Source organism: Marinomonas sp. 63XJN7_9_ISO-PGPR-S23-217 (assembly GCF_056173515.1).
The window spans coordinates 3,845,267-3,857,474 of sequence record NZ_CM149678.1 but is presented as its reverse complement, the minus strand read 5'-3'; the positions used below and the strand labels follow the sequence as shown (position 1 = coordinate 3,857,474).

Here is a 12,208-nt window from a genome sequence, read left to right as displayed (position 1 = left end):
TCTATCTAGCCATCAAGCTCAGAGTTGAACCTTCACACTATCGTGTCGGAGGTTCACTATCTTCAAACACTTATTTTTCAAACCAAAGTACTACCAGAGCTGTCATCTCAACCGGATGCAGACATTCCATGCTATCCCCCATTTCTGAAAGGGTTACCAGCTGCGTCACCCGAGGATTTACAGTCCACACAAGACGAGCTAATTAGCTTTATGCAGAAGAATGAGTAGCAATCAGGATCAGTCTTGTTCGTACTCAGCTAAATCACTTAACTCGCACTCAAAGTAACGACATAACTTATCAAGGTTATCGGTATTGGTTTTATAGCCATTAGGATTCTGAAGCTTTGAAAGGGTTGTTCTGTGTATGTCTGTCGCATCTGCAATTTCTTGCAAACCGATGCGTCTCCCTTCTTTTCTCTCTTTTAGAGCTATGAGCTCTTTTAGTTTGAATCTAATCATTTCTATCTCGCTTTTCAGGTATGTGGATTATGCCCGAGTTATTCAAAAAAGTGAAAAATAATCTATAAATGTGCTTGCCAGTCACAAAAGATGATGTATAGTGTCATTTATATTCTTCAAATGTGAGTGGAGGTCACTTTTATGAGTACTTATTTAACGGCTAAAGAGTTATCTGTTCGTATCAAGTATCACCCTAAATATATCAATGACGTTCTTAGAGACAATAGTTTTATTGAGGGAACACACTACATCCGACCTTTTAATGGTCGCAAAGTGCTTTACGTTTGGGAGCCGATTGAAGCTGAGATGTTTACAACGGCTAAAAGTAATGAAGTGGATGATTTGATCCCAATGGCCTCTGGAGGTGTTTACCGTGGCTAGCGTTGGAACAAGAAACGATAAGCTCTATTTTGATTTTCGGTATCAAGGTAAGCGTTGTAAGGAATACTGCATATACCGGAGCAATCCGGACACCCATTCCGATATAACTCGGACACCCATTCCGTTTTTATCCGGACACCTATTACGCTCTAAACCGGACACTTTTTGGCTTTCCCCGGAATCCCTGTCCGGATTAGCGTAAACCCTGTCCGGATTCACCGGAATCCCTTCGTTTTCTCTTTTAAATCAATCGCTCACTACACTTGGTTACACCTAATACGTTGCCAGGAAGTGATCATGACCAGAAAGAGAACCTCAATGACCAATATTAAAGAGATTTTGCGTCTCAAACATGAGTGCCATTTATCCACGCGGCAGATTGCTTCTTGTTTGAATGTCGGCCGCTCTACCGTGTCCGATGTCCTGACTCGTTTCAAACAAAGTGACTATTATTGGCCCCTTGCCAGTGACGTTTCCGATACCGATCTGTCTAAAGCGCTGTATCAAGAAAAACCGGCTAATCGCCTGAAAGTGATGCCGGACTTTGCGTACTTTTTTATCGAACTCAAGCGCAAAGGGGCGACGAAGCAATTGTTGTGGGAAGAATATGTTGCCGAGCACCAAGAGCGCACTTATGGCTACAGCCAGTTCTGCGAGTACTTCCGTCGTTGGCTCGCCACACAAAAACGCAGTATGCGTCAACTCCATACCGCAGGTGACAAGTTATTCATTGATTATTGCGGACCGACTATCCCGATCGTCAATCCGGAAACGGGCGACGTTCGCCACTCACAAGTGTTTGTCGCCACACTGGGAGCGTCTAACTACACCTACGTTGAAGCCAGCGAAAGTCAAAAGCTGGAGCATTGGCTACAGTGTCACGCCAATGCGTTTGAACACTTCGGTGGCGTTCCCGCTTTATTGGTGCCAGACAACTTAAAAGCTGCCGTGACAAAAACAGATCGTTATGAGCCGAAACTCAACGACAGTTATCGTCAGTTAGCGCATCACTATCAAACCGCCATTATGCCGGCTCGTCCCTATAAACCCAAAGACAAAGCCAAGGCCGAAAATGCGGTTCTGATTGTCGAACGCTGGATCATGATGCGCCTTCGTCATCGCACCTTCCATACCCTAAGAGAGCTGAATAATGCGGTTCGAGAGCTGATGAACGCTCTGAACCAACGGCCGATGCAAAAGATTGGCGTGAGTCGCCAAGCCCTTTTTGACACCCTCGATAAACCCGCGTTGAAACCGTTACCGATGCAGAAGTATGTCTACACAGAACATAAACGCGCCAAAGTGGGACCGGATTACCACATTGAGTACGCAAAGCATTATTACTCGGTACCGCATCAGCTTGTGGGTCAATATGTGACGCTGGAAGCGACGTCGCAGATCATACAAATCTTCCATCAAGGTCAGCCCGTCTCGTCTCACCCAATCAGCCGAAAAGACTATGGTCTGAGCACCCACATGGAACATATGCCGAGCCATCATCAACATCAAAAATGGTCACCAGAACGCTTAATCGGATGGAGCAAGCAGATTGGTGTCGCCACCGAAAACGTCATCAAACAACAGATCCTGTCCAAAGCCCATCCAGCCCAAGCCACTCGTCGCTGTCTTGGCATACTGAGTCTCGCGCGCAAACATGGGGATGTCCGCCTAGAGCAAGCCTGTCAGGATGCCTTACTGGTCAACAAACCTTCTCTGCGCTTTATCCGAAATCTGCTCGATCATCATCGGGAAGGCACACTGTCTCTTCCTTCTGACTCGACACCCGACACCCCGCACAGCAATGTTCGCGGGCCACACTGCTACCACTAGGAGAACAACATGAATCACCTGACTGAACAACTCAAAATGCTGCGACTGAGTCATGCCGTTACCGCGTTAGAACAACAACGAGAACAGTTAACCACCTATGGAGAACTGGACTTCGAGCAACGTCTCACACTGCTCCTTGACAGTGAGCTGCTAGGCAGAAATCATGGCAAAATCGAACGGCTCAAACGACAAGCAAAACTGCGCGTAGAAGCCAGCGCCAGCCAACTACTCTACAAAGAAGGGCGTGGACTAAAGCGCATCCAACTAGGAGAACTGTTGACAGGAGGTTACCTGCAAAAGCATCAAAATATCCTCATCACAGGCCCAACGGGCGCGGGCAAAACCTATGTTGCCTGCGCCCTTGCCTCACAGGCGTGCGAGCAACTTTATAGCGTTCGCTATCTGCGCCTGAGTCGACTGCTGGATGACCTCAGCCTTGGCCGCTTAGACGGCACCTATCAAAAACAACTTGCCGCCCTCGCCAAAAAGCAGCTGCTGATACTCGATGACTGGGGGATGGAAAAACTCAGTGCCGATCATGCAGGCCATTTATTAGAGCTTTTAGAAGATCGTTACCAAACCAGCAGCACGATCATGATCAGTCAACTGCCAGTGAAAGAGTGGTACAACATGATAGGCAATGCCACGGTTGCGGACGCTTTACTGGACCGTTTAATCCACAACAGTCACCGCATAGAACTAGGAGGAGAATCGATGAGAAAACTGGCGCAATCCGGACACATGGAGTAAAACTAGAGACTGAGAAAATGAAGAGAAAAAGGTGTCCGGATTAAAACGGTACCGGTGTCCGGAATCAGCGGAATATGCAAATACACCAAGTTAGAAAATACGCCTGCCAATATGAAGCGTATGGAGGCGGCGGTTAAGAAGATTGAATTAGCACTGAAAACCGGAGAGTTCGATTATGAGAAGTTCTTTCCAGGCAGTAAAAAAGTACCGAAAGTAAAAAAGGAGGTGGTTCAGCACCTTGTCACTGAGGTTCAAAAAAGACCGGATACGCCGTTGTTTTCTGAATTTTCACAAGAGTGGCTTGAAGAGAATGTTTTACGATGGAAACGGTCTTACCGGACTTCTATAAAAGGAACTTTAGATACCCGTCTCATCCCATATTTTGGGGAAGAAAGAGTCGGCAACATAACCAAAGCCATGATCCTGAAATTTCGTGCATCCCTCGCCAAAGTGAGTCACGAAACAGGGGACAGTGAGCTTTCTAACGATAGGATTAACCACATTATGACGCCACTAAGAATGATTTTAGATGATGCCGCCGACCGATATGAGTTTACGTCGCCTGCTATTGGATTAAAACCCCTAAAAGTGCCTAGAGTGGATATTGAGCCTTTTACGCTGGATGAAGTGAAGAAGATTATTCGCTATGTACGTCCAGATTTTCGTAATTACTACATTGTGCGCTTTTTTACGGGTTTACGTACTGGGGAAATAGATGGACTGCAATGGCAGTACGTTGATTTTGAAAATCGACAGATTTTGGTGAGAGAAACAGTTGTGCAGGGACGTATTGATACAACTAAGACACTTGAATCACGCCGTGAAGTTGAGATGTCTCCACCTGTGTATGAGGCATTATTAGAACAAAAGAAAGTCTCGTTTGGGCATTCTAAGTTCGTGTTTTGTAATCGTGCAGGTGGTAGCTATGAACACCGAAATGTTACTCAGCGCATTTGGTATCCAACACTTGAAAAAATTGGCATCAAAAGTAGAAAGCCCTATCAAACAAGACATACCGCCGCGACATTATGGTTAGCTGCAGGGGAGAACCCTGAGTGGATCGCAAGACAAATGGGCCATACAACCACCCAAATGTTATTTACTGTGTATTCGCGCTATGTCCCCAACCTGACTCGTCGTGATGGTTCTGCGTTTGAAACACTTTTAATGTCCAGTGGTTTTGAAGTAAGTGGAGATGCACTATGAGCAGCATTGTTAGTGAATTACCTCTGATCCACCGTTCAGTCCAGGATGTTATGTTCGACCTGTTGCACTCATTGAATGACGATGAACTAAAAAAGGTTGTTGAAAAGTTTGGCACAGGTTTGGGCGTTGTTGATGAATTGGCTTTTAGCTCTTGGGTCTCTACGCAAATAAACAGCTTAAATGAACATGAGGAGATGGTAGGGCTCAGCTTTCTTCTCGGGAGGCTGAATTTAGAGATACACGGTAATAAGGCCTTTTTCAAACCACCACAACTTAATAATGTAATTGGTTTATACCCATCCGTGAAAAGTATCCCGTCTTACAATGCTTTTATTGGAAGCTACCGCCTTGAGGGGTTAACTAATGATACTCATGGTGAAACAACTCCCATTAAAATTTGTGATGCGAGCGGAAGCCTGTCGGTACAGTTAAAGCTGCCGTGTTCCTCGTTACGAAATGGTGCAGTTTATTGTTTTAAGGGGGTGAAAAAAGGGCTGCACTATGTTGTTGAGTTGTCTTAGATAATTGATTCAAGGTGTTAAAAAAATGCCGCCATAGTAAATACTTTGGCGGCATTGTTGTAATGATAACTTAGAGTTGACCGTTTAGGCTTTACCTAGTACTGAAAAAATCGAGTACACCAGCTAATGTTTTTGTTTGAATTTGCGCAACGCTCGTTCGTGATTTCATTTTAGGAAAATTTGCCTGAATGAAACCTGCTTTTACTGATAAATTCTCCCAACCGCGCTTTTGAAGATATTTCTTCTGAGAGTGTCGGTATGCGATAAAGTACGAGTGGCAGTAAACAGCGAAAAATGTATCTACAAACTGATGCCCCATGGATTTCATGAGATGAATCATGTCGGTTTCCCTAGAAGGATCGACTTGATCACCATGTCGATATATTAGGCGTTGAAGTTTCATTGCTTCATCAGAATAGAACCACTCATTTCTGTCCCTTAGGTCTTCTATAACATCTGGATATTTCATAGCGTACCAACGTAAGAACATGTGGCTTGCATAACAATGCCTAAGAAGATAAAGATCAGCTCCTTCTCCTAGAACTAGTTTCATGTCCATTCGAGCTAATCTTAATGTCGTTTCACCATCACTAATTAATGGAAAACGGTTTAGAGTTTTAGCTTCTTTATCTGAGACGTTGGCACGTAACAATAATTCTTGTCTTTTAGCGCTGGGAATCCGATCTTTACCGGATGCTCTGGTTCCTTTTAGTTCAAGGAAGAGCTTGTATCGACTTGATATGTAGTCGAATATTTCTTTGCAGACATCCGGCGGTGCTAGTAAATGTAATGGGATGGTGCGCCTTGAGGCTTGTGTTTTAAACCTTCTTACAGCAATGAAAATTTCCTTATCACTGTGCGCAACAATATCTCCTAGTCTCAGTTGAATTAGCTCACCTGGACGAAAGCCTGCATAAAAGAGCGTTTTGTATATTACAGACGAAATAGTGGAATCCAAACGAACTTCTTCGAAATCAGGGAGTTTGTTTAGGAACAAATTAAACTCTTGCTGACCGAGAATATGATGACGATTTGTTGTTGTGATTTGCCCGCTCCGAGATACGGGAAAGCTGACATCATTCCAAACACCCAATGTGTTTCTGCAAAAACTTAGTAGTGTGGCAAATTGAGAGAGTCTACTTTGGTTCGTGTTAGGAGCCAGTTCGGGGTTAATCAGCTCCTCGAAAATGAATAAATTGGAGTCTTCATCGTCCCACTCCTCTATAAATAAAGCTGGCTCATAGCAAAACAGAGCCTGTGAGAAGATACTTGAAAGCTTAGCAAAGACTGTATTCGGGGCGTTTTTTCTTACAACCAATTGATCGTAAGCAAATGCAAACATTAGTGAAATCGCGCAATGTCCTCCAAGTTCATCCTCTGTTAGTGGTGTAATTTTAATGTTAGGGAAATCGTCTGGCCTCAATGACTTGAGTACAGATTGTGTTCGACCCTCAAGCGCGTAAATAATATCTTCGACATAACTGGAAGTGCATCGATTTTTTTGAGCGAGATAAGCCGATATTTTCGAGCTCTCTCTTAATGTAAGCTTATTTAAAACGCTGGCAATCTCAATGTTTTTGCTTTTTACACCTTCTAGTATTTGATTTCTAATCCAACGCTTTAGGTGTCCCAAATAATAGTAAGCAAGCGCTTGCCATACGTTAAACCTTCTCTGCTTTTCTTCCTCATCGAGGTTTGCATTTGTAGATGAGTATTTGGCATTGTCTTGCTTTTGCGAGGCTAGGTCTTTAGGAGTCTGAGTGCGAGCAATACGTTCTCGAATTGAGATCTTGTGACTGGGTAATCCAAGAATTGAGTTTTCAAAATCTGCCCATGGTGGTGCGACAGGTAAGCTCAATCCATTGAGTCGGCTATAAATGATGGGTTCAGCAGTAAAAATACAAAAAAGGCTGGCTGCTGCTTTATACAATGACTTTAGTTTTACGTTTTTAACGTGACAGTCCTTGTTTAAACCAAGAACCTTAGGTACCGTCGTTTTAGCCAGTTTGGAATTGCTTGGCTTGGAATAATTCTGGGCGTTTAGGCATGTACATAGCATCTTAGTGAGATTAGATGGAATAACCGATAAGCACTTACTCGGATTGCTATTTCTCACTGAGGACAGAACAACGGTATTTTCAAATGGTGATACGAGTAAAGTTGAGAGCAAGTCTTCGGCTCTTGGTTGTGGGAGTCCTGTTGTAACGGCAATTTCAATTAACAATCTGACATAGAGTTCATCAGCTTCAATATGGGTTGTTGATTGAACTAAATTAGCTGTTTCATTTGAGATTCTTCTTATTTCAATTCTGAGTGACGCTTCATCGAAGTTTGGCGAAATTACTGTTGGCCGTAATGTTTTACTGACACGATCAAAAAACATGACGGAAGTATAAAGACCCTCAAGTTTTGATAAGACTCTATTCATTTCTAATAGATGATTTCGAGTTAAATGATAAGCAGCCTTGAGCTTGTGGTGTTCGATCAGCCTTGTCTTTATTCTGTGAAGCGCATCATCATCTATTTTGTCTTGTTCGAAAGTTTCCTCAACGATAATTTCCGCCAACCTTGCAGCTCTATGGTCGCTAAATTTAATGAGCTCTAACCCAGGTAGTTTATTTAGCGTTTCAATTGCGATCATATTTCAGTACACCTAATCCAAATCGTTTGATCATGGCAGTTTGATGGCTCAAAACGTCCTCATGAATTTGCGAAATGCTGGTCGATGACGTGGGTGAAGGGTAGTAAAAACCATCTTCATTGTGGCCAAGAAAAGCTCTGGACGTTATTGAGTTGAACTTAAGTTCTGTGGCTGAGTAATGTCTAAATGTGTTTGTTGACGGCGGTATTTCAGCTATTCCAAAAGAATTTAAGAGCTTCACAAACTCATTGTGACTTGGGCTTTTAACTGTTTTGTGCTCATCATTCGAAAACTGATGAATGTAATAGTGATCGCGTGATAAAACCATTTTATCGTTCATAAACACGAAGCTAAGCAGGTCCTGCCTTACTTTGTGTAATTGCCTCTTTTGAGCGCTAAACAGTTCAGGGATAGGCACCACTTTGAACTCTTGGTAGTGAGCAGAGTTTTTATCTTTTCTCATCAGAACATCTGAATAGACTGTTAGAGACTTTTTACCGCTGGGTCTGTTTGCCATGAGTAGTTGTTCTAACAGATATGTGTACACTTCCATTATATTGACTACATCAATCAATTGTTTCACTGTGGGTGTAAGTCGATATTGTTCGTACTTATAGTAGAATAGAGCAGATATTTTTTTGAAGAAAAGTCGGACAGACGCTTTTGGTAGTCGTTTCGAGCCAAGAACCTGATCGGGGAGAGAAGAATCCCATTTTAAATGGTCAATTGATTGGCTTGTCTCCAAAATAGACGAAAACTTATTGAAGCGTTCTTTGTAGAGTTCACCTATTTTCTCATTACTCAGAGCAATATACGAAAAAGGTGCACTCATAGAAAATCCTATGTTGGCTCGTAAATAATGAACTCGAATGTCATCACACAACGGTGTTAGTAGTCGATTTGAATTTGCTGCGATTCGATCAATAAGAAGCCTATGACCACTATTTAGTTTTGCAAATTGTCTTGCTAGGTATCCAAATTTTTTAAAGATATCTTCTGTCAGAGATTCGATCGATTCTAACGTCTTATTTTCAAAATTGAGAATAACCAGTGGTGGGAGTTTTAAGTTTATGTGCGAGGGTAGTTTGGTATTGCTCGGAGCATTTGAAATAGGAACCGTCAGATAGTGCTGTTCTTTACTGAGATAGACTGCATAGATAGCCTTATCTAGAGGAATACCTGTAAGGAAGCAGAAAACTGCCATATTAGATAGTTCAGGGGATGTCATTCTGATAAACGATATGAATTCAAGCACTGAACTTAGAGACAACGACGAATAGTCGAAAGCAGACTCAACTTCAATTTTAGCTGTTTTCCAAGACATCTTTTTGCTTAGAACTGCTCGGGGAACGTAATGATTAGTCGTCTTTGTTGGAGGAGCCGCTTTTTTCTTTTTTTTAACAACTGGTGATCTGTTAGATGTTTCTTTCTTTGATTTGTCTTCAAAGTTAGTGTCATTCTTTTTTTTGCTAACCTCCGATAAAATATTTGAGGTCGTAGGCACCACTGCTTCATATTTAAAACATCGCCAAAATGAGAATTTTTTATCACGTGATGGTGCTAAAATATTTGCTCTGTAAGAATCTACTAAATTATTTGATGGCAATTTATAAAACTGCAGATGCTCTTCAGCTATGTTCTCTCTAATGACTCTGTCTCTGACGATCTCTCGGATGGCTAGGATAGCTCTATAAATTTTCTCATCACTCTCGTTATATGCTATTTCTTTGAGGTTTTTATAGCACTCGGAAATGAAGAGACTAATAAGCTCTGATTTCTCTTGATCTTTTAGGTTTGGTGATTTTTTAAAACTAATTAATTCATGTTCAATGCCATAATAGATCGGATAATCAACACCAATATCGTATGGGAAATATGAGGTGTTTTTACTTTTAGCATTTTTGATGATGTAAATTAATGTATCTATTTCCTCTAATGAAATAATGCTATCTGGATGATGGAATACTTTTAGAGTTGAAAGAAGTTCAAGCTGTAGAGAATGTTTAGGAGGGGGAGATAGCAGCGTTAGAAATTTACTTAAAATGTTTTTGTTTTCTTCCCAGATATCTAATTCTTTCCAATAGTTGATTGTGTATTTTAATGCTTCGGAAAAATTACTAGTACTCATTTTCTAAACTTCTATTTTAATTGATTTTTCTAACTCTTTTGAGATGAATTTAATAGCTTGGATGATACTGTTATTCTCGTCTTTAACTATGATCTCATTAATAAAGCTATATTTTTTACCTTCTTCCTTTTCCTTAATGTTATCTATTTTTTTTATTATAAAGATGAGGCGGGATGAATGTATTTTATAAGAGAAATGTTTTTTTAATCTCGAAATAAAGAGGCTGATCTTCTTAAGTGTTTTTAAGTTTAGTGCATTTTTTTCTGACAAGAACGTTATGCTATCAATTATATCGTTTGAATTTTCAAAATATAGTTCTTTAAGATTTATCAATATGTCTAATAGATATAATTTATTATTCGATGATTTTACTTTGTTGACTAAATCTCTTGTTTTGTTTTCGATTTCAAATTCTTTAATGATATCTGGTTCAATACTGCCTAAAAGTTTTTTACTTAATACTATATCGAGCTCCTTGTTCTTCTTTGCTAGCAATATTATTCTTACAATAGTGTTTATATAGAAAGCTTAGTTGAGAAGACTTCTGGGGACATAGCTTATTCAATATTCTGTTTTCACTTATGATTTCATTAATAATGGTGCGGTCAACCTTATCATTAGATAGATATTTTAGTGTGATTAGATTGAAAGCATCTTTTAATTCATCAAGCGTTAGGTCTGTATTGCTAATTACATAAGATAATACACGAGAGTTTTGCTTTGTTTTCTTGAGTTCTGCTAGCAGTACATCGTCAGAATCATTTAGCCATACTAAGTCATTTCTACTCCTGAATAGTACGGGCGGATGTGAAAGCGCGATCTCAGACTGAGAAATTTCAATTTTTGACCTCTGTCCCCAAAAGTCCCCAATACTGACTATTTCAACATTTATGTCAGTATTATTTAGTATTTTTTCGCTATTGCCAATTAGAATCATAATAAATTTGAAATAATTTTTCTAATAGGATAACTTTTTTTGTTTCTTTGTAAATAGCATTTTTATTGGTTGTGCATTATTTTGTGTGTTTTTTTAAATAAATTAATTAAATAGATTAATTAATTTATTTATTAATGTATTAATTAATTTAATAATATTTTGATAGTTTCCTTTTTTTTCAATGGTTTAGATGAAATTTGAAAGATGGTTCTTTTTTTTCAGTTTGGAATGAATTACAATTTTAAAAGCGCATCAGAGTTAAAGAATGACATTTATTTACACTTTTCTGGTGGTTCTAATTGTATAAATGAGAGGCGACAATGAATGAATGGTTAAAAAATCAACTTGAAGAGTACTTTCTTAGATCAGTTCTAATATGCCTTATTGCCTCATTTATTGCGGGATATTTCATATTCTAAGGCCTTATTAGTCCTGAATTTAGGAGTCTTTAGGCTAACCAGCTAAGGTCTTGTTGAGAATTTGGACAATGAGAGCGCCTTCTTACCCCTGAAAGAAACTTTTCTTTCAGGGGCTATATACCGTATTTAAAGGGATATGCAGCTTTTAGGTTAACTGCCTAAATATTTCATAATGGCAAGTATTGAGGAGAGAATTGAACTAGATATGGAAGATCGAGATTGAGTAGCTTGTCAGATCCCTTACTTGATCAAACCTCTGTATTCTATGAATTGGTGCTTACGATTCTAAAATCACGTTAAAGTAGTAAAAGAGATGGGCTAAAAAGTTTCACTGAATCGCCACTAGTGGTGACTCCAATAGCGGTATCAATTCTACTACTAATGACAAATGACAAATGACAAATGACAAATGACAAATGACAAATGACAAATGACAAATGACAAATGACAAATGACAAATGACAAATGACAAATGACAAATGACAAATGACAAATGACAAATGACAAATGACAAAAGTACGTCAGGAGTGAATATGTTTTATGTAGGTGTTAGTCGTTATTTCGCGACGGGCGAAGGCGTTACAATTTATGTTGCCAGCGGTAGTGAAGAATCAATTCGTAAAGCTATCCCGGAATATTTTCGTCAAGGATTGACCCTTTTAACGCCCTCTGATTGGATCAAAGCAGCTGACGGTGACTGTGTCGATGAATACCACCAATCGGATGCGGAAGTTCTTAAAACCTATTTGCCGATTTTATGGAAGCAGATCGAAGAAATAGCTTTAGAGCGAGAATTTAATCTGGACTTTTTTATGAAGTATCATTTTAACTATGCCTAATATGAAGCCTGACGAGATTTAACGATTGAATCTCCACTAGAGTATTTAGGTGACTCGCCAGAGACAGTGAAAGCTTAGTTGATCCTAAATTTGCCAC

General features: G+C 40.0%; 11 protein-coding genes. 7 read left to right on the top strand and 4 right to left on the bottom strand.

Going from position 1 to position 12,208, the window contains the following annotated elements:
• Positions 1-237 precede the first annotated feature (237 nt).
• Positions 238-459: a helix-turn-helix domain-containing protein gene (locus AC0VYI_RS18025; RefSeq protein WP_475444627.1), complete on the bottom strand. Its 222-nt coding sequence runs from the start codon at positions 457-459 to the stop codon at positions 238-240.
• Between the two features lie 141 nt (positions 460-600).
• Between AC0VYI_RS18025 and AC0VYI_RS18020 the strand changes: the two genes are divergently transcribed.
• From AC0VYI_RS18020 to AC0VYI_RS17995, 6 genes are all read left to right on the top strand, one after another.
• Positions 601-840, top strand: a complete 240-nt coding sequence (locus AC0VYI_RS18020) for a hypothetical protein (protein ID WP_024025214.1) — start codon at positions 601-603, stop codon at positions 838-840.
• A complete protein-coding gene (locus AC0VYI_RS18015; protein WP_475444625.1) occupies positions 824-1,042 on the top strand; it encodes an Arm DNA-binding domain-containing protein in 219 nt (72 codons plus the stop codon). The genes AC0VYI_RS18020 and AC0VYI_RS18015 overlap by 17 nt, the downstream gene beginning before the upstream one ends.
• Positions 1,043-1,137: 95 nt before the next feature.
• A complete protein-coding gene (istA, locus tag AC0VYI_RS18010; RefSeq protein ID WP_475443430.1) occupies positions 1,138-2,670 on the top strand; it encodes an IS21 family transposase in 1,533 nt (510 codons plus the stop codon).
• A 9-nt stretch (positions 2,671-2,679) separates the two neighbouring features.
• Positions 2,680-3,420, top strand: coding sequence for an IS21-like element helper ATPase IstB (gene istB, locus AC0VYI_RS18005; RefSeq protein ID WP_475443432.1), 741 nt, complete (start codon positions 2,680-2,682; stop codon positions 3,418-3,420).
• A 54-nt stretch (positions 3,421-3,474) separates the two neighbouring features.
• On the top strand, positions 3,475-4,626 hold the full coding sequence (locus AC0VYI_RS18000; protein WP_475444623.1) for a tyrosine-type recombinase/integrase: 1,152 nt from the start codon (positions 3,475-3,477) through the stop codon (positions 4,624-4,626).
• Positions 4,623-5,147 (top strand): hypothetical protein, encoded by a 525-nt coding sequence (locus tag AC0VYI_RS17995; protein ID WP_475444621.1) that lies wholly within the window; start codon positions 4,623-4,625, stop codon positions 5,145-5,147. The genes AC0VYI_RS18000 and AC0VYI_RS17995 overlap by 4 nt, the downstream gene beginning before the upstream one ends.
• 91 nt (positions 5,148-5,238) lie before the next feature.
• Here the strand turns inward: AC0VYI_RS17995 and AC0VYI_RS17990 are convergent, their stop codons facing one another.
• From AC0VYI_RS17990 to AC0VYI_RS17980, 3 genes are read right to left on the bottom strand one after another with little or no spacing between them, the layout of a single operon-like run.
• Complete coding sequence (locus AC0VYI_RS17990; protein WP_475444619.1) at positions 5,239-7,788, bottom strand: hypothetical protein; 2,550 nt, start codon at positions 7,786-7,788, stop codon at positions 5,239-5,241.
• Positions 7,775-9,916: a hypothetical protein gene (locus tag AC0VYI_RS17985; protein WP_475444617.1), complete on the bottom strand. Its 2,142-nt coding sequence runs from the start codon at positions 9,914-9,916 to the stop codon at positions 7,775-7,777. Before AC0VYI_RS17985 ends, AC0VYI_RS17990 begins: the two co-directional genes overlap by 14 nt.
• Positions 9,917-9,919: 3 nt before the next feature.
• On the bottom strand, positions 9,920-10,411 hold the full coding sequence (locus AC0VYI_RS17980) for a hypothetical protein (RefSeq protein ID WP_475444615.1): 492 nt from the start codon (positions 10,409-10,411) through the stop codon (positions 9,920-9,922).
• A gap of 1,394 nt (positions 10,412-11,805) precedes the next feature.
• Here AC0VYI_RS17980 and AC0VYI_RS17975 point away from each other — a divergent pair.
• A complete protein-coding gene (locus AC0VYI_RS17975; RefSeq protein ID WP_475444613.1) occupies positions 11,806-12,111 on the top strand; it encodes a hypothetical protein in 306 nt (101 codons plus the stop codon).
• The last annotated feature ends 97 nt before the right edge of the window (positions 12,112-12,208 follow it).

Excerpts from the sequence above, each read along its gene's own strand:
- AC0VYI_RS17990 (WP_475444619.1), bottom strand. The coding sequence starts at position 7,788 with ATGATCGCAATTGAAACGCTAAATAAACTACCTGGGTTAGAGCTCATT.
- AC0VYI_RS18020 (WP_024025214.1), top strand. The coding sequence starts at position 601 with ATGAGTACTTATTTAACGGCTAAAGAGTTATCTGTTCGTATCAAGTAT.
- AC0VYI_RS17995 (WP_475444621.1), top strand. The coding sequence starts at position 4,623 with ATGAGCAGCATTGTTAGTGAATTACCTCTGATCCACCGTTCAGTCCAG.
- AC0VYI_RS17985 (WP_475444617.1), bottom strand. The coding sequence starts at position 9,916 with ATGAGTACTAGTAATTTTTCCGAAGCATTAAAATACACAATCAACTAT.
- istA (WP_475443430.1), top strand. The coding sequence starts at position 1,138 with ATGACCAGAAAGAGAACCTCAATGACCAATATTAAAGAGATTTTGCGT.
- AC0VYI_RS17975 (WP_475444613.1), top strand. The coding sequence starts at position 11,806 with ATGTTTTATGTAGGTGTTAGTCGTTATTTCGCGACGGGCGAAGGCGTT.
- AC0VYI_RS18025 (WP_475444627.1), bottom strand. The coding sequence starts at position 459 with ATGATTAGATTCAAACTAAAAGAGCTCATAGCTCTAAAAGAGAGAAAA.
- istB (WP_475443432.1), top strand. The coding sequence starts at position 2,680 with ATGAATCACCTGACTGAACAACTCAAAATGCTGCGACTGAGTCATGCC.